This is a genomic window from Bradyrhizobium sp. IC4059, from assembly GCF_020193615.1.
GTDB classification, from domain to species: Bacteria; Pseudomonadota; Alphaproteobacteria; order Rhizobiales; family Xanthobacteraceae; genus Bradyrhizobium; species Bradyrhizobium yuanmingense.
In genome coordinates this window covers 392,991-409,198 of record NZ_JADYVH010000004.1, presented here as the reverse complement: position 1 = coordinate 409,198, position 16,208 = coordinate 392,991, and the positions used below count along the sequence as shown (strand labels likewise).

The 16,208-nt window shown below is 64.7% G+C and carries 17 protein-coding genes; 9 read left to right on the top strand and 8 right to left on the bottom strand.

What is annotated here, in order from left to right; all coding sequences use genetic code 11:
- The first annotated feature begins 62 nt into the window (after window positions 1–62).
- The 4 genes from cysD to I6F12_RS15435 all read left to right on the top strand — a co-directional run bounded on the left by cysD (window position 63) and on the right by I6F12_RS15435 (window position 5,703).
- On the top strand, window positions 63–857 hold the full coding sequence (gene cysD / locus I6F12_RS15450) for a sulfate adenylyltransferase subunit CysD (protein WP_035998209.1): 795 nt from the start codon (window positions 63–65) through the stop codon (window positions 855–857).
- Between the two features lie 14 nt (window positions 858–871).
- The gene (gene cysC / locus I6F12_RS15445) at window positions 872–2,788 is read left to right on the top strand and encodes an adenylyl-sulfate kinase (protein ID WP_225126399.1); all 1,917 of its coding nucleotides are present in this window, start codon (window positions 872–874) and stop codon (window positions 2,786–2,788) included.
- Between the two features lie 354 nt (window positions 2,789–3,142).
- The gene (locus I6F12_RS15440) at window positions 3,143–5,308 is read left to right on the top strand and encodes a malate synthase G (protein WP_225111683.1); all 2,166 of its coding nucleotides are present in this window, start codon (window positions 3,143–3,145) and stop codon (window positions 5,306–5,308) included.
- A gap of 194 nt (window positions 5,309–5,502) precedes the next feature.
- On the top strand, window positions 5,503–5,703 hold the full coding sequence (locus I6F12_RS15435) for a CsbD family protein (RefSeq protein WP_008546815.1): 201 nt from the start codon (window positions 5,503–5,505) through the stop codon (window positions 5,701–5,703).
- 128 nt (window positions 5,704–5,831) lie between these two features.
- On the opposite strand, the gene I6F12_RS15430 is transcribed toward I6F12_RS15435, so the two are convergent.
- The 3 genes from I6F12_RS15430 to I6F12_RS15420 form a co-directional block, all read right to left on the bottom strand.
- Window positions 5,832–5,987 carry a Thivi_2564 family membrane protein gene (locus I6F12_RS15430; protein WP_008546817.1) on the bottom strand — a complete coding sequence of 52 codons (156 nt, stop codon included), beginning with the start codon at window positions 5,985–5,987 and terminating at the stop codon, window positions 5,832–5,834.
- Between the two features lie 154 nt (window positions 5,988–6,141).
- Window positions 6,142–6,792, bottom strand: a complete 651-nt coding sequence (locus tag I6F12_RS15425) for a DUF2865 domain-containing protein (protein ID WP_225134632.1) — start codon at window positions 6,790–6,792, stop codon at window positions 6,142–6,144.
- A gap of 13 nt (window positions 6,793–6,805) precedes the next feature.
- The gene (locus tag I6F12_RS15420) at window positions 6,806–7,606 is read right to left on the bottom strand and encodes a L,D-transpeptidase (protein ID WP_225156762.1); all 801 of its coding nucleotides are present in this window, start codon (window positions 7,604–7,606) and stop codon (window positions 6,806–6,808) included.
- Window positions 7,607–7,814: 208 nt separating this feature from the next.
- Between I6F12_RS15420 and I6F12_RS15415 the strand changes: the two genes are divergently transcribed.
- The 5 genes from I6F12_RS15415 to I6F12_RS15395 all read left to right on the top strand — a co-directional run bounded on the left by I6F12_RS15415 (window position 7,815) and on the right by I6F12_RS15395 (window position 11,937).
- On the top strand, window positions 7,815–8,927 hold the full coding sequence (locus tag I6F12_RS15415) for an AI-2E family transporter (RefSeq protein ID WP_035998174.1): 1,113 nt from the start codon (window positions 7,815–7,817) through the stop codon (window positions 8,925–8,927).
- Between the two features lie 78 nt (window positions 8,928–9,005).
- Window positions 9,006–9,377, top strand: a complete 372-nt coding sequence (locus tag I6F12_RS15410; RefSeq protein ID WP_035998171.1) for a DUF883 family protein — start codon at window positions 9,006–9,008, stop codon at window positions 9,375–9,377.
- 88 nt (window positions 9,378–9,465) lie between these two features.
- Window positions 9,466–9,921, top strand: a complete 456-nt coding sequence (locus I6F12_RS15405; protein WP_225156761.1) for a hypothetical protein — start codon at window positions 9,466–9,468, stop codon at window positions 9,919–9,921.
- A 168-nt stretch (window positions 9,922–10,089) separates the two neighbouring features.
- A complete protein-coding gene (locus tag I6F12_RS15400) occupies window positions 10,090–11,238 on the top strand; it encodes an OpgC domain-containing protein (RefSeq protein ID WP_035998141.1) in 1,149 nt (382 codons plus the stop codon).
- A 90-nt stretch (window positions 11,239–11,328) separates the two neighbouring features.
- The gene (locus tag I6F12_RS15395; RefSeq protein ID WP_225141308.1) at window positions 11,329–11,937 is read left to right on the top strand and encodes a TetR/AcrR family transcriptional regulator; all 609 of its coding nucleotides are present in this window, start codon (window positions 11,329–11,331) and stop codon (window positions 11,935–11,937) included.
- Here I6F12_RS15395 and I6F12_RS15390 read toward each other — a convergent pair.
- From I6F12_RS15390 to I6F12_RS15370, 5 genes are all read right to left on the bottom strand, one after another.
- On the bottom strand, window positions 11,934–13,592 hold the full coding sequence (locus I6F12_RS15390; protein WP_225156760.1) for an HWE histidine kinase domain-containing protein: 1,659 nt from the start codon (window positions 13,590–13,592) through the stop codon (window positions 11,934–11,936). The genes I6F12_RS15395 and I6F12_RS15390 overlap by 4 nt on opposite strands.
- Before the next feature lie 299 nt (window positions 13,593–13,891).
- Window positions 13,892–14,515, bottom strand: coding sequence for an urease accessory protein UreG (gene ureG / locus I6F12_RS15385; RefSeq protein ID WP_025033975.1), 624 nt, complete (start codon window positions 14,513–14,515; stop codon window positions 13,892–13,894).
- Between the two features lie 39 nt (window positions 14,516–14,554).
- Window positions 14,555–15,283 carry an urease accessory protein UreF gene (locus I6F12_RS15380; protein ID WP_225156847.1) on the bottom strand — a complete coding sequence of 243 codons (729 nt, stop codon included), beginning with the start codon at window positions 15,281–15,283 and terminating at the stop codon, window positions 14,555–14,557.
- A complete protein-coding gene (locus tag I6F12_RS15375) occupies window positions 15,264–15,875 on the bottom strand; it encodes an urease accessory protein UreE (RefSeq protein WP_225139306.1) in 612 nt (203 codons plus the stop codon). Before I6F12_RS15375 ends, I6F12_RS15380 begins: the two co-directional genes overlap by 20 nt.
- Window positions 15,876–15,888: 13 nt before the next feature.
- Window positions 15,889–16,188 (bottom strand): putative quinol monooxygenase, encoded by a 300-nt coding sequence (locus tag I6F12_RS15370; RefSeq protein ID WP_035998129.1) that lies wholly within the window; start codon window positions 16,186–16,188, stop codon window positions 15,889–15,891.
- Window positions 16,189–16,208 lie beyond the last annotated feature (20 nt).

The following is a 16,208-nucleotide window of genomic DNA, read 5'->3' as shown; positions in this document are numbered from 1 at the left end:
GCAATCCGGCGCTGGCTGAGCGCGTGCGCGCGCAAGAATTTGCTGCCGAACTTGCCTCGAGCATGGACCATCTCGACCAGCTCGAAGCGCAGAGCATCTACATCTTCCGTGAGGCCTTTGCCCGGCTGAAGAAGATTGCCCTGTTGTGGTCACTCGGCAAGGACTCCAACGTCATGATCTGGCTGGCGCGGAAAGCCTTCTTCGGCAAGATGCCGTTCCCGGCCCTTCACGTCGATACCGGCAAGAAGTTTCCGGAGATGTATCGCTTCCGCGATCATTACGGCAAGGAATGGGATCTCGATCTGCGCGTCGAGCCCTGCCCGCCGATCGATGCCGTCGACCCAACGCTGCCGCCGGCCGCCCGTTCCGCCGCGCGCAAGACCGAGGGCCTCAAGATGGCGCTCGCAAAGTATGGCTTTGACGGCCTGATCGCCGGCATCCGCCGCGACGAGGAAGCAACGCGCGCCAAGGAGCGGGTGTTCTCGCCGCGCGGCTTGGAGGGCAATTGGGACGTGCGCGACCAGCCGCCGGAATTCTGGGATCATTTCAACGCCTCGCCGCCGCAAGGCGCGCATCTGCGCATCCATCCGATCCTGCATTGGACCGAGGCCGACATCTGGGCCTACACCAAGCGCGAGAACATCCCGATTATTCCGCTGTACCTCGCCAAGAACGGCAAGCGTTATCGCTCGCTAGGTGACCAGGACATCACCAATCCAGTTGCCTCGAATGCCTCGAACATCGACGAGATCCTGATCGAGCTCGAACAGACCAAGGTGCCGGAGCGCTCGGGGCGCGCGCTCGACCACGAGACCGAGGACGCCTTCGAGCGCCTTCGCGTCGCCGGCTATCTCTGATCAAGGACGCGGCCATGAACATGATCGTCACGTCAGCCTCGCCCGGCACGCCGAACGGCACCACGCGTCCCCAGGTCCGCATCGTCATCGTCGGCCATGTTGACCACGGCAAGTCGACCCTGGTCGGCCGCCTCCTGCATGAAACCGGCAGCCTGCCCGAGGGCAAGCTCGAAATGCTCAAGGCTGTCAGCGCGCGGCGCGGCATGCCGTTCGAATGGTCGTTCCTGCTCGACGCGCTGCAGACCGAGCGCGACCAGGGCATCACCATCGACACCACCCAGATCCGCTTCCGCACCAATTCGCGCGACATCGTGCTGATCGATGCGCCCGGCCACGCCGAATTCCTCCGCAACATGATCACCGGCGCCTCGCAGGCCGACGGTGCGGTGCTGATCATCGACGCGCTGGAGGGCGTGCGCGACCAGACCAGGCGGCACGGCTATCTCCTGCATCTGCTCGGGGTGAAGCAGGTCGCCGCCGTCGTCAACAAGATGGACCGCGTCGATTTCTCCGCCGCACGCTTCAAGGACATCAGCGACGAGATCTCCGCGCATCTGAACGGCCTCGGCGTGACCCCCACGGCCGTGATCCCGATTTCCGCGCGTGACGGCGACGGCGTTGCGATGCGCACCGACCGCATCTCTTGGTACAAGGGACCGACCGTGGTCGAGGCGCTTGATCACCTCGAGCCGGCGCGTCCGCTGGAAGCGCTGGCGCTGCGGCTGCCGGTGCAGGCGATCTACAAGTTCGACGACCGCCGCATCGTCGCCGGCCGCATCGAATCCGGCAGCCTGATTGCCGGCGACGAGATCGTGATCATGCCGGCCGGTAAGATCGCCAAGATCAAGACGGTCGAGAGCTGGCCGGCGACGCCGGTAGCGGGCCGTCAGGGCGCCGGCCGCTCGGTCGGCATCACGCTCGACCGCGAATTGTTCATCGAGCGCGGCGACATCATCGCGCATGCGGGCAGCGCCCCGCGCGAGACGCGGCGGCTGCGCGCGCGCATCTTCTGGCTGCACGACAAGCCGCTTGCCAAGGGCGACCAGCTTTTGGTGCGCTGCGGCCCCAAGGAAAGCCGCGCCACCGTGGTCGCCATCGAGAAGGCGGTCGATCCCGGCGAGCTCTCGAGCAGCGAGAACAAGGCGATCGGCCGCAACCATGTCGGCGAGATCGACATCTCCCTGTCCAATCCGATCGCGACCGATCCCTACACCGAAAATCCGCGCACCGGCCGCCTCGTGATCGAGGTGTCCGGGCGCATCGCCGGCGGTGGCCTGGTGCTGTCGGTCGATGCCGGCCAGCGTGCCGTGCCTGTCGACATCGTGCCGGTGGAATCGGCGCTGCGCAGCGACGAGCGTTCAGCCCGCTACCGCCACAATGGCGCCGTGGTCTGGCTTACCGGCCTGCCGGCTTCCGGCAAGTCGACGCTGGCGCGGGCGCTGGAGCGGCGTCTCTTCACCAATGGCGGCTCGCCGATCCTGCTCGATGGCGACACGCTGCGCGCCGGGCTCAACAGCGATCTCGGCTTCTCCGCCACTGATCGCAGCGAGAACATCCGCCGCCTCGCCGAGGTCGCGACGCATCTCGCCCGCAACGGCCACATCGCCATCGTCGCGGCGGTCTCGCCCGCGCGCGAAGATCGCGCCGCCGCGCGTCGCATCGCCGACACCGCGTTTCGCGAAATCCATGTCGCGACGCCCGCCGAGGTGTGCGAGGAGCGCGATCCCAAGGGCCATTACAAGAAAGCCCGCGCCGGCGCGCTCGCCTCGTTCACTGGCATTGGCAACGACTACGAGAAGCCTGAGGCCGCCGAGCTCGTGATCGATACGTCGAAGCGGACGGTTGCGGAAGCGGCCGACGAGATCGAGCAGATGCTGAAGGCATCAGGCGTGCTGTTCGACGAGCTCGTGGACCTCGCCGCGAACATTTGAGGCCGCCCTAGTCGTCGCCCGGCTCGGCCGGGCGACCCAGTATTCCAGAGACAGCGTTGGAATACGAAGAAGCCGCGGCGTACTGGATTCCCCGCTTGCCGCCTTCGCTAAAGCTTCGGCGCCCCTAGACCTCAACCTCGGCGAAGCCTTAGCGTAGCCGAGTCGCGGGGAATGACACCGGTGCGTGGGACCGTCTCCCACCTCTCCTTGACATTTTGACAAGCTCCCGGGGGTCTTCTCACGGCCTCTTTTTTGGGGCTAATAGGCCCCCGAAAGCTGCCCCGCGCGGGCGCATTTTGCTGCTGTCGGGTCAAAAGCAGCCAAAAACAGCCATTTCCAACAAGAAAGCCCATCATGAAACGCGTCGACGCCCACGGATTGAAGATCGCACCCGTCCTGTTTGACTTCATCGCCAAGGAAGCGGCCCCGAAAACCGGGATCGCGCCGGATGCGTTCTGGGCCGGGCTTGCCGGCATCATCAAGGAGTTGGGACCGAAGAACCGCGAGCTGCTCGCATTTCGCGACAATCTGCAGGCCAAGATCGACGACTGGCACCGCGCCAATAAAGGCAAGGCGTTCGACCTCAATGCCTACACCGCCTTCCTAAAGGAGATCGGCTATCTCGTCCCGGAGCCGGCGACGCAGAAGGTCGAGACCGCCAATGTCGACGAGGAGATCGGCAAGATCTGCGGCCCGCAACTTGTCGTGCCGCTCACCAATGCGCGCTACGCGCTGAACGCGGCGAACGCACGCTGGGGTTCGCTCTATGACGCCTTCTACGGTACCGATGCGATTCCGCATGATCCGTCCGAGAGCGGCAAGGGCTACAACAAGGCACGCGGCGACAAGGTGATCGCCAAGGCCAAGGCGTTCCTCGATAACGCCGTGCCGCTCGCGACCGGCAGCCACACCGACGTGACCGGCTATAGCGTCGTCGCGAGCCAGCTCGCGGTGAAGCTGAAGAGCGGCAACGCCACCGCGCTGAAGAATGCCGCGCAGTTCGCGGGCTTCCAGGGCGATCCAGCCGCGCCGAGCGCCGTGCTGCTCGTCAACAACGGCCTGCATATCGAGGTCAAGATCGACCGCAGCAGCGCGATCGGCAAGGACGATCCGGCCGGCGTCGCCGACATGATCATGGAGGCTGCGGTCTCCACCATTCTGGACATGGAGGACTCGGTCGCCGCTGTCGATGCCGAGGACAAGGTGCTGGTCTACCGCAACACGCTCGGCCTGATGAACGGCACGTTGTCGGCCGATTTCGAGAAGGGCGGCAAGACGCTGACCCGCTCACTCAACGCCGACCGCAGCTACAAGACTCCCGACGGCAAGGGCGAGCTCAAGCTGCACGGCCGCAGCCTCCTCCTGATGCGCAATTGCGGTCACCACATGTTCACCGACGCCGTGCTCGACGAGAAAGGCGAAGAGATTCCAGAAGGTCTGCTCGATGCCGCGGTCTCTGGCCTGCTCGCGATCCACGACCTCAAGGGCAATTCCAAGGTCAAGAACAGCCGCACCGGTTCTGCCTACATCGTGAAGCCGAAGATGCACGGCCCGGACGAGGTCTCGCTGACCTGCGAGATTTTCGACCGCGTCGAGAAGATGCTCGGCCTGCCCGAGAACACGCTCAAGGTCGGCATCATGGACGAGGAGCGACGCACCACCGTCAACCTCAAGGCCTGCATCCAGCGCGCCTCCAAGCGCATCATGTTCATCAACACCGGCTTCCTCGACCGCACCGGCGACGAGATCCACACCTCGATGGAAGCGGGTCCGATGATCCGCAAGAACGAGATGAAGGCGCAGGCCTGGATCAAGGCCTATGAGGACTGGAACGTCGACATGGGCCTGATCGATGGCCTGCCCGGCCACGCCCAGATCGGCAAGGGCATGTGGGCCGCGCCCGACAAGATGGCGGACATGCTGGCCCAGAAGCTCGGCCATCCGCAGGCCGGCGCCACCACCGCCTGGGTGCCCTCGCCGACCGCGGCGACGCTGCACGCGCTGCACTACCACCAGGTCAACGTCATCGCGCGCCAGGAGGAACTCGCCAAGGGCGGACCGCGCGCAAAGCTGTCCGACATCCTCACCATTCCGGTGTCGAAGTCGAACTGGGCGCCCGATGACGTCAGGCAGGAGATCGACAATAATTGCCAGGGCATCCTGGGCTATGTCGTGCGCTGGATCGACCAGGGCGTCGGCTGCTCGAAGGTGCCCGACATCCACGACGTCGGCCTGATGGAAGACCGCGCCACCTTGCGCATTTCCAGCCAGCACCTTGCCAACTGGCTGCATCAGGGCGTCATCACCGAGGCGCAGGTCATGGAATCGCTTAAGCGCATGGCCGTCGTCGTCGACAAGCAGAACGCGGATGATCCCATCTACAAGCCGATGGCGCCCGCCTTCGACGGCGTCGCCTTCAAGGCCGCCTGCGACCTCATCTTCAAGGGGCGGGAGCAGCCGAACGGCTACACCGAATACATCCTCACCGCGCGCCGCCGCGAGGCCAAGGCTCTTGCATAAAAAGGCTCTTGCATAAAGAGGCTCTTCGATAAAAGAGGCTCTTGGATAAAGAGGCGCTCGGCTGAGCAGAGTCACGGAACATCGAAAGCCCCGGCCGAACCCGGGGCTTTTTTGTTGGGGAAACGTCGCGCTGTGTCACGGAACAGGCTGCGTGCGCCTCGCGTTGTCGGGCCATCAACCAACGGGAGATGGTCATGGACTGGAATCGGATCGAAGGAAACTGGAAGCAGTTCAAGGGATCGGCCAAGGAGAAATGGGGCAAGCTCACTGACGACGACCTCCAACTGATCGAGGGCCGCCGCGAGCAGCTCGAGGGCCGGTTGCAGGAGCGTTACGGCAAGGCCAAGGACCAGGTTCGTCAGGACGTCGACGACTGGCTGAAGTCGCTGCACTGAAGCGGCACGAACGAAGCCCCGGCTCACGCCGGGGCTTTTGATTTGAGGTGTAGCCCCGGATGGCGTGAGGTGCGATCGGGGCCTTCGTTGCGGCCCGGATACCGCTTCGCTTGTCCGGGCTGCGATTGCTAGAACACCGCCAGGTATTTCAGCAGCGAAACGATGCCGATGATGATGACAATCACGCGCGCGATCTGCTTGGCGCGGCCATCCATCGGCAGCATGTTGATGAGATAGAGCACGAGAATGACGACGAGAAAGGTGACGAGTACGCCGACCAGCATCGCGAGGCCCCCTTCAGGCAATTGCTACGCTGTTCTAACGCGCTGCACCCAAGCCGGTTCCATCTCGGAAACCCTGCGCGCAACGTCCCGCGGCGGGCCTAGTCCAGCATTTGGCCGTCCGACAAGGTTCGGACGCCGTCCGATAGGGCGCTCCCTACTCCTTCGCCACCACCGGGACTTGACGGAATCTGGCACGCACCGATTCCGGCAGCGGCGAGAAATTCATCGCGACGCCACGGCGGTCATTGGCGTTGCGGCTGGCGACCACGAGGCCGCCGGCGCCCGCGACGATGTCGCCCTTGCGCAGGGTCGGGTCGTCCTCGACCTTGACTGATGCGAGCCCAACCGGGTCCTTGCCGTTGCAGGTACAGCCCGCGACGATCTCGTTGCGGTAGCGGTATGCATTTGGCAAGTCCGAATAGGATTTTCCCTTCTCAGTCGCGGCATCGTCGATGTTGCCGCCATAGACCAGCGAGGTCTCCGAGGCCGGGCAGAAGCTCTTGCAAGATTGCGCCTTGCTCTCGGCATCATTGCCTTGTGCCGGGAAGTAGCGACCGTCGCAGCTGCGCACGCAATAGGCGGTGCCGCCGCCGTATGACGCGCGCTGGCGTGGCGCCTCATAGCGCGGCATATCGTCGGTGGGGAAAGGCATCCGGATTTCCGGCGGCGGCCGCATCCGAAAGCCGCCGAACAGGCCCGAGAAGAAATCCTGCGCATGCGCCGACGGCGCCATCGCCAGCCCGCTGGAGACGACGACGACAATCGCCGCTCCGCCCGCCAGTTTGTCAATCAGCCGTCTCGCCATAGGACCTCGCAGACTAATTCACGGCCGACGTGGTCATGTTCAGCGCCTGCCGACCCGAAGGCAGCGTCGTCACGGCCGGACGCTTGCGCACGGGATCACCTCCCTTCGCCATTAGCGGCGCGTTCTTCGGCAGCACCACGACCTTGGCGCCGACATTGACGCGGCTATACAGGTCGACGACGTCCTCGTTGGTCATGCGGATGCAGCCGGACGAGACGAACTTGCCGATGGTGGAGGGATCATTGGTGCCGTGGATGCGGTATTGGCTCGAGCCGAGATACATCGCGCGCGCACCGAGCGGGTTGCCGGGCCCGCCGGCGACGAAGCGCGGCAGATAGGGCTGGCGCGCGATCATCTCGGCCGGCGGATGCCAGTCCGGCCACTCGGCCTTGCGGCTGACGCTTTGCACGCCCGACCAGGTAAAGCCCTCGCGGCCGACGCCGACGCCGTAGCGGATCGCGCGGCCGCCTCCGAGCACGTAATAGAGATAGGTGCTGTTGGTATCGATGACGATGGTACCGGCCGGCTCGCTCCGGTCGAAGCCGACGATCTGCCTGCGCAGCCGGTCGGGCAGTTGGGCATCCTCATCGGCGACCTGCGGCGCCCCGTTGATGTCATCCTGCGAATAGCCTTGGTCCTGCGAGTATTGGCCCTGCGAGTAAAGGTCCTGCGGATACACCCGCTGCATCGGCGCATAGCCGAAGGTTTGGGCGCTCGCGGTGCCCACCGGCACTGCGAGAAGAGCGGTTGCGAAGGCGAACGCGCCGACGGCGCGCGGCGAGAAGCTGCGACGGACTGCAAACAACTTTGTCATGAGCTGCCCCGTTGGATGTGCATCAGGTGATGCGCTGCCTCAACAAACTCCGCCGCCTCGATCGAAGTTCCGGCGCAGCGTGCGGCAGCGACGTCACAGTCAAGCGAGCATCCGTTCACGAAGCCGCGATGGAACCAGCACGCCGCCCAAGCATTAGTCACGTCATCAATGGGCGCGCGGATCACGGATTCCGTGCGGGAGAGATATTGTGCGCGTCCTACCCAGTGAACGTTTGATTTCCGGCAACAGCGAAGGCGATCCGCTTCCCGAGAGCCATGTCGAGCTGCCGCCGGTGATCCGCCGCACTGAATTCGTCGCGTTCGCGCTGGCCGGGCTGTTGCTGATCGCCATCGTCGCCGTGCTCTATGTCGGCCGGGCGTTCTTCCTGCCGGTCGTGATGGCGTTCGTCATCGGGACCATGCTGTCTCCGGCGGCCACCTTCCTGGAGCGAAGCAAGGTCCCACGCAGCGTCGGCGCCGTGCTGATCGTGGTCGCAGTGAGCGCGGTGGTCGCTTTCGCCGTCGCGTTGATCGCTTCGCCGGTCATGGCGTGGAGCACGCGCCTGCCAGAGCTCGGCGCGCAATTGAAGGACAAGCTGCACGTGTTCGACCGGCCGCTTGCGCTCTGGCGGGAGCTGCAAGCCATGCTCGGCGGCTCGGAGGGATTGCCGAGCCTGCACATGCCCAAGATCGAGTGGGTGCAGCCGACGCTGGAATTCCTGTCACCGACCTTTACCGAATTCCTGCTGTTCTTCGTCACCCTGATCCTGTTCATCGCAAGCTGGCGCGACCTGCGGCGGGCCATGATCATGACCTTCAGCAATCACGACGCGCGGCTGCGCACGCTCCGGATCCTCAACGAGATCGAGGTCCATCTCGGCAATTATCTGCTGACCGTCACCCTCATCAATGTCGGCGTCGGCGTCGCCACCGGCCTGATCTGTGCGCTGACCGGAATGCCCAATCCGGCCGGGCTCGGCGCACTGGCGGCCACGCTCAACTTCATCCCGATCATCGGGCCCGTGGCGATGTTCGTGGTGCTGGTCGTGGTCGGGCTGATCGCCTTCCCGACCCTCGGCGGCGGCCTGATGGCCGCGCTCGCCTTCGGTGGCCTCACCTTTCTTGAGGGTCACTTCATCACGCCGACGATCATCGGGCGGCGGCTCGCCCTGAACGCGCTCGCCGTGCTGCTCGCGCTCGCGTTCTGGACCTGGCTGTGGGGGCCGATGGGCGCGTTCCTGTCGTCGCCGCTCCTGATCGTCGCGCTGATCCTGAAGGACCACCTGCTGCCGGAGAATTCGCCGCAGCTGCCGCAAGCCTGACCGGTTTCAGCGAACGGAACTTACCCGGCGACGAAACGTTCTCCGCCCATCTCAGCCGTCAACAGTTCGGAGCTCCCGATGTCCACGCCCAATGCCGAAGCCGGGATGAGAGACTGGACCGACAAAGCCACCCGAGACCGCCTCGAAAAGGATGTAGCAGCCGTGAAAAGCGATATCGCCGCCCTCACCGACCAGATCACCGACGCGCTCAATACTTTCGCCAACTCCACCAGCAAGCAGGCTCGCCGCGGCTATCGCCAGGCGCGCGAGAACATGGACTCCGCGATGGACGACATGTCCGAGCGCGGCAGCGCGATGATGGAAGCTGCACATGACGCCTACGGCTCGATCGAGGAGACGCTGGAAGAGGCGATCACGCAGCGGCCGCTGGCGACCGTCGGGCTGGCGCTCGGCATCGGCTTCCTGATCGGCGTCGCCTGGCGTCGCTAAGGATGTCGACGCCCATTTGATACGGCGGCGGCACGCCGCCGCTGTTGGCTCGTGACCATTCGGCTGGCGGGGATTGAGGAGCAAGGCCATGTTTCAGCGCATCATCGACGGCATCAGCGCATCAACCGGCACGACGGTTCGGCTGACCTCCCTTGCCGCGGGCGCTGCCTTCGCGCTGCTCGTGACCACAGGCTTCCTCTGTGCCGCCGTCTTCATTTGGGTGCTGCAGAAATATGGCCCGGTGCAGGCTTGTCTTGCCGGCGCCGGCATCTTCTTCCTGTTCACCCTGGCCGCGGCAGGCTCCTATTGGAGCTACAAGCGCGAGGTGCAGAAACGCGCCCAGATCGCGGCCGAGCGCGCCGCGAAATCGGCCGCGCAGAGCATGCTTGCAGATCCGATGCTCCTCGCCACCGGGCTCCAGATCGTTCGTGCCATCGGCGTCAAGCGGCTGCTGCCGATCCTGGCGATCGGGGGCGTCGCCCTGGGCATCCTGGCGAGCCGCGCCGGCGTGTCCGACGAGGTGTCGGCCGAACCTGCCGAGTAGAGGTCCGGCATTATAATTACTGCGCGCGCATCTATCTGCATTTCATAGAGCAAGCGGCACATTTGACGCCGTTTGGCGCGGTTCTTCCCTGCTCACGCAAACGCTACTCGGACGAGCAGGCGGTTGCCGTTAAAAGCATCATCCTGATTCCCAAAGCTATTTTGCTCAATGAAACCGTCCGTCAAGGCGAACCTCGCCGCATTCCAGCATGACGCCAGGCTCTATCTGACGCTCGGCATCGCCAATTGGTCCATATTCGTCGACCATATTCCCAACAACGTCGTCAACCTGCTGACGCTGCGCAATTTCGGCTTCAGCGGCGCGGCGGACCTGTTCGTGTTCGTGGTGGGGTATGGGGTTGCCATCATCCATGGCAGGATGGCGCTGGAACGCGGCTACTTGGTCGCGGCGACGCGCATCTTTCGCCGGGTCTGGCGGCTCTATGCCGCCTATGTCGTACTGTTCGTGATCTATATCGATGCCATCGCCTATGTCGCCAGGCAATCGATGGCGCCGGAGATCATCCACCAATACAACATCTCCGGAATTCTCGAGCATCCACTGCGCATCCTGGTCCGCGGTCTCGTGCTCCAGGAAGAGCCGCTGAACCTCGACCTGCTGCAGCTGATGGTCCCGCTGATGGCGTTCTTTCCGTTCGCGTTGTGGGGCCTGCTGCGGGGCCCGAACCTGACGCTGGCGGCATCGGTCGCGCTGTATCTCGCCGCACGCTGGTTCGACTGGAATTTTCGGATCTATCCGGACGGGGAATGGACCTTCAATCCGCTGTGCTGGCAGATGTTGATGGTGCTGGGCGGCTGGTTCGCCGTGACGGGCGCTCCGGGACGTGCGCTGCACGGCATGTCCTGGCTGCGGATCCTCGCCGGCGCCTACCTGGTCTTCGCGATGGCCGTCACCTTGATGCGCCATTCGCCGGCGCTGTCGGCTTACCTGCCCGATCTGCTCCTCAACAGCATCGCTCCGACCGACAAGGAAAACCTCGCTCCCTATCGGGTGGTCCACTTCCTCGCCCTCGCATTCATTGCCACCCATCTCATTCCGGCAGATCACCCCGGCCTGAGATGGAAACCGCTGCAAGCGGTGATCGCATGTGGTGAGGAATGGCTCGCGGTATTCTGCGTCGCCGTGTTCCTATCCTTCGCTGGCCACCTCATCCTGATCACCGGGCCGAACCTGGCGGTGATGCAGGTGGCGGTGAGCATCACCGGCTTCGCGGCGATGACCGGGCTCGCCTACTACATCGCCTGGTCGAAACGGCAGGATCTGCCGGCAGCCCTGCGGCAGCAGGCCCAGAGCTGATCGCTTCGCGATGAAATCGTGCGATTCTGCTAGGCCGAATGCCGCCCCTGGGCTATGCCGGGACCCTGCGTGAGGAGACCGGGCGTGGCGATGGCGAAAGACGGGCGTGAAGAGGCGGAGCGCGCGCCCCGGCGCGGCCGGCCAAGGTCGATCGAGACCACCAACGCCATCCTCGAAAGCGCCTATGCACTGATGGCGACCACCGGCCTTGCCGCCACCACCATCGATGCGATCGCACGGCACTCCAGCGTGTCCAAGATGACGATCTACAAATGGTGGCCGTCGCGGGAAGCGCTGCTGATCGACGCCTTCCTCCACCATGCCGCGCAAATGCTGCCGCTGCCGCCCGCGAGCGCGGGCACGCCCGCGGCGCGCGCGCGGCGCCACGCCGCCGCCTATGCCGAGGCGCTGCAGGGCGAGTTCGGCAAGGTGCAGCTCGCCGTCGTCTCCGAATGCATTTCCAAGACCGGGTCGGCCGAGCTGTTCTACGCCCGGTACCTGCAATTCCGCCGCGACGCGCTGGTGGACATGATCGCCGCCGGCCAGAAGGACGGCAGCATTCAGGCCGAGGGTCCTCCTGAGAATCTCTACGACGCGATCTATGGCAGCCTGTTCTACCGCTATATCTTCGGCATCGCACCGATCACACCCGGCTACGCGCGCAGCCTCGTCGATCTGGTGTTGCGGCCGAAGGGCTAACTTCGCACCGGCCTGACCGGCGCCGAGATTTTATCCGTGCGGTCGCGCTCGGTCATGTCGACCACCGTCTCCATCGGCGCGGTCAATTCATAGACGTAGGAGACGTCGGTGAAGAAGCGCTTGGCGGTCCCGCCCAGCGCCTCGGGCGCGACGCGGTCGAGCAGGATCAGGCCGAAATCAGAATCGGGCCGGCGCGTCGCCTCGCTGGTGTTGAACTCCTCCCAGCGGAAATGGAAGACCTCGTCGCCCTCCTCGCCGGTCACCGTCCAGTTGGCGGTGATGTGCGGGTGCTTGCCGACCAGCGACAGGCCCTCGTCGGAATGCGAGGCGAGCTCGAAGAACAGCAGCGACAGGCTCTGTGCGGCACGCGCGCTGACCGCGATGTCGGGGCCGGTGACGGCGATGCGATCGGCATGCGGAATCGCGCGCGCCTCGAACAGGCCCTTCAACTTGACACCCTGCCACTGGCTCTCGCTGAGCAGCGACACCACATTGGACATGGCGTGGATGCGCCCGATCAGGAGCTCGCGCGCAATATCGATATCCGAGCCGTGGCGCAAGGTGCGCGTCACGATCGACTGGATCACCGCCAGGATGTTCTTGACGCGGTGGTTGAGCTCGTCGATCACCGCGGTCAACCGCCGCTCGAATCCGATCCTGACCTGGATCTCCCGGCTGAGCCGCAGATTGTTGTAGGCGACGTAACCGAACAGGCCGCACACCATTGCGGTGATGGCAAAGCCGATCGCCGCCACGATGATGGCGGTCTGCTCGGCGCGGCGCACCGAATTGGTCTTCGCGTAATAGCCGAGCTGCCAATCGCGGCCACCGAAGCTCACCGTGCGCGTCGCCGACGGTGCCCCGTCCGCCGCCGCGATCCGCGTCGAGACCACGCCCTGATCATTGGCGATCAGCTCGCCGCCGTCCTTGCGCGGATCCCTGAGCGCCACCGCGAACAGCGACATGTCGTCATTGGCCAGCATCAGCGAGGCGAGCTCGTAGGAAAATGTGACGAACCCGGCCGGCTCCGTCGCGCCCTCGGGAACGACGGGCGCGGCCACGATGATGCCGATCGGACCGTTTCCGCGGATCAACGGCACCGGGTCGGAGGCAACCGACCTCTTTTCGGCGCGCGCCCGCGTGAGCATCGCGCTGCGAACCGGATCCTGATCGTAGCTGCGGCCGGGCAACGTCTTGGTCTCGTTGCTTCGCGGCTCGAGATCCAACAGCACATCGATCGGCTGGGTGACATCGGCAGGGTTGATCGGCTTGTCGTCAAACGAGCGGATCTGCGGATTCGGGAAGCCGGCGCTGGCAATGGCGGCCTGCGCCGCCGCAAGCTCGTTCGGCTTCAGCCGGGCGATCCAGCCGGCCACCACGAAGTCGGTCTTGAAGGCGTAGATCGCCGAGCGCAGCGGCTCCAGCACGTTCGGCTTGATCACCGACGGCGCGCGGAACAGGCCCGAGGCGACACGCGCGAGCAGCTCGCGCTCGGTCAGGCGGTCCTGAACCAGGCTCGCATGCACGTCGATCGCACGCGCCAGCGCGATCCGGTCCAGCGCCAGCTCTTGGTCGTGGACGCGATAAGCCGCAAGCCCGGAGAGCAAGGCCCCGAGCAGAGCGATGAAGCCGATGATGAAACCCAGCCTGACCACGCGATTACTCAGGCGAAAGCAGGAGGTCGGCAATGAACACGGAGCACATGAACGCCGCTCGAACGGCCAGAGGCCGAAGCAGGGTAAACCCCAGTGGCGGAGATAATGAAGGAGGAGGCATCAGTACGCAACTTGGGTCGCCTGAAAAGCTTAATCCGCCCGGCCGATGGTCTGGCCGGGATGAATTCGCCCCGGGCGCCGGAGGTAGTTAATCGCCGTGTCCGAAATTTGTTCCGTGGGTTGCGGCACGGCCCAGGCGTTAACGACGAAAAACGCCTGCGCCAACTGGTCGCGTCCGGTCAGCCCGCCCGTTTCAGGCCGCCTTTGGCCTCGATGAAGCCGACGATTCGGTCGAGCCCCTCGCTCTTCTTGAGGTTGGTCATGACGAAGGGACGTTCGCCGCGCATGCGCCTGGCGTCCGTCTCCATCTTCTCCAGGGAGGCGCCGACATGGGGCGCAAGGTCGGTCTTGTTGATGACCAGGAGGTCGGACCGGGTGATGCCGGGGCCGCCCTTGGACGGGATCTTGTCGCCAGCGGCGACGTCGATGACATAGATGGTGAGGTCGGCCAGCTCCGGGGAAAAAGTGGCAGCGAGATTGTCGCCGCCGGATTCGATCAGCACGAGGTCAAGTCCGGGAAACTTGGCGCGCATGTCCGCGACCGCAGCGAGATTCATCGAGGCATCCTCGCGGATCGCCGTGTGCGGACAACCGCCGGTCTCGACGCCGGCGATGCGATCCGGCGTCAGCGATCCCGAACGCACCAGGAACTCCGCATCCCATTTGGTGTAGATGTCGTTGGTGATCGCCGCAATGTCATAGCGCTCGCGCATGGTCTTGCAGAGCAGGTCCATCAGCGCGGTCTTGCCCGATCCGACCGGACCGCCGACGCCGACACGCAAGGGACCGTGAGATTTCGCCATGTGACTCGTTCTCTCCTGATGACTTGACGGCCGCACCGCTCACGACCGAAACAAGCGGGTATATTGCGTCTCGTGCCGCAAGCTGGCGAGATCGGCCCGGAACGTCGCGCTGCCGAGATCATCCAAGGTTGCATTCAGCGCGCGATTGGCGGTGGCGGCGACGGCGGCTTCCAGCTTCACCAGCACACGCTGGCTATCGGTCTGGCCGAGCGGAATGAGCCGGCTGGCGGCGGAAATCCAGTTCGAGACCAGCGCATGCAGGAAGGCGTGCAGCGTCGGCGCCAACGGCACGGCGTGCATCGCGGCAACCACACCGACCGCGACCGGATAGACTAGCGGCGCGCCGCATGCCGCGACCGTGGCATCCAGTCCGTCGGCATCCCATGCGGCGCGCGAGATATCGATGAAGGCGCGGCCCTGTGAGGTCGTCTCCAGCTGCCGCTCGCGCGACGGCACGAAGGCGCTCGCGAGCTCGGCGATCTCGTTCAAAGCGGCCGTCTCGCCCGATTCCGTGGCGCGATAGGCGTGGACCAGAAACGTCGCGTCACAGAAGCCGGAGCCGTCGCCGAGCATCGCATCGAGCCAATCCGCCAGCGTCGTCGTGTCGGTGATGTCGCCCGCCTCGACCGCCCATTCGATGCCGCTGGAGTAGGAGAAGCCGCCGACCGGGAACGCCGGCGAAAGCCAGGTCATCAGCCGGTACAGCGCCGCCGCCTCGCCCTCGGCAAGATCACCGGCGCCGACCGGCTCATTTGTGGTCATGAGCATGCTTGTGGCCGTGGTGATGGTCGGGATGATCGCAATGCTCGTCGTGGTGATGGTGGTGCTCGTGGCTATGGTCGTGCGAGCCATGATCATGGTGGTGGCCATGGTCATGGTGATGATGGCCGTGATCGTGATGCGCATGGTCGTGTCCATGCGCGTGGCCGGCATCGGCGTAGGCGCCGCCTTCGGGATCGAACGGCGCCTCGATCTCGATCACACGCGCGCCGAGGCCCTTCACCATCGCCGCGATGACGTGATCGCGGCGGATGCGCAGGGCCTTGGCCAAGATCTGGGTCGGCAGATGACGGTTGCCAAGATGCCAGCCGACGCGGACGAGGTGGTGCGGATCGCGGCCGCGGATTTCGAGCAGCGGCTCGGGCGCCGCGACCACCTCGATCAGCCTTCCGTCCTCCAGCACCAGCGCATCGCCGCCGCGCAGCGCGACGGCATGTTCCAGGTCGAGCAGGAATTCGAGACCACGCGTTCCGGTCATCGTCATGCGGCGGCGGTGCCGGTCGTCAAAATCGAGCACGACCGTGTCCACTGGTGCTTCCGTGAAGCGGTGCTGTCCCCTGACCTGCGTCGCCCGGATCATGCGTCTTACCTCTTTACCGTGTCTCGACCTTCTCGGGCGTGATGTATTCGATCTTCGGCGGCGCCGTGAAACATTTCACCGCAACGCGGCCGAACGTCTTCATGTGCTCGGCAGCGCGATGCGGCCCCAGCGCTTCCATATTCTCCCACTGCTCGACGAACACCATCTTGGCAGGGTCGGTGACGCTCTCATGCAGGTCATAGGCGATATTGCCGGGCTCTTTCCGCGTCTCCTTGATGCAGGCGGTGGCGGCTGCAATGAATTCGGCGCGCGTCTCGGGCTTGATGGTCAAGGTAGCAACGACGTAGATCACGAGAAATCCTCCGGCTTTTC

What these genes read in the sequence shown, in the direction of transcription:
- I6F12_RS15395 (WP_225141308.1), top strand. Translation starts at nt 11,329, where the DNA reads ATGGCGAAAGACGGGCGTGAAGAGGCGGAGCGCGCGCCCCGGCGCGGC.
- ureG (WP_025033975.1), bottom strand. Translation starts at nt 14,515, where the DNA reads ATGGCGAAATCTCACGGTCCCTTGCGTGTCGGCGTCGGCGGTCCGGTC.
- I6F12_RS15420 (WP_225156762.1), bottom strand. Translation starts at nt 7,606, where the DNA reads ATGACAAAGTTGTTTGCAGTCCGTCGCAGCTTCTCGCCGCGCGCCGTC.
- I6F12_RS15380 (WP_225156847.1), bottom strand. Translation starts at nt 15,283, where the DNA reads ATGCTCATGACCACAAATGAGCCGGTCGGCGCCGGTGATCTTGCCGAG.
- I6F12_RS15430 (WP_008546817.1), bottom strand. Translation starts at nt 5,987, where the DNA reads ATGCTGGTCGGCGTACTCGTCACCTTTCTCGTCGTCATTCTCGTGCTC.
- I6F12_RS15375 (WP_225139306.1), bottom strand. Translation starts at nt 15,875, where the DNA reads ATGATCCGGGCGACGCAGGTCAGGGGACAGCACCGCTTCACGGAAGCA.
- I6F12_RS15400 (WP_035998141.1), top strand. Translation starts at nt 10,090, where the DNA reads ATGAAACCGTCCGTCAAGGCGAACCTCGCCGCATTCCAGCATGACGCC.
- cysD (WP_035998209.1), top strand. Translation starts at nt 63, where the DNA reads ATGGACCATCTCGACCAGCTCGAAGCGCAGAGCATCTACATCTTCCGT.
- I6F12_RS15405 (WP_225156761.1), top strand. Translation starts at nt 9,466, where the DNA reads ATGTTTCAGCGCATCATCGACGGCATCAGCGCATCAACCGGCACGACG.
- I6F12_RS15435 (WP_008546815.1), top strand. Translation starts at nt 5,503, where the DNA reads ATGGACTGGAATCGGATCGAAGGAAACTGGAAGCAGTTCAAGGGATCG.
- I6F12_RS15440 (WP_225111683.1), top strand. Translation starts at nt 3,143, where the DNA reads ATGAAACGCGTCGACGCCCACGGATTGAAGATCGCACCCGTCCTGTTT.
- cysC (WP_225126399.1), top strand. Translation starts at nt 872, where the DNA reads ATGAACATGATCGTCACGTCAGCCTCGCCCGGCACGCCGAACGGCACC.
- I6F12_RS15425 (WP_225134632.1), bottom strand. Translation starts at nt 6,792, where the DNA reads ATGGCGAGACGGCTGATTGACAAACTGGCGGGCGGAGCGGCGATTGTC.
- I6F12_RS15410 (WP_035998171.1), top strand. Translation starts at nt 9,006, where the DNA reads ATGTCCACGCCCAATGCCGAAGCCGGGATGAGAGACTGGACCGACAAA.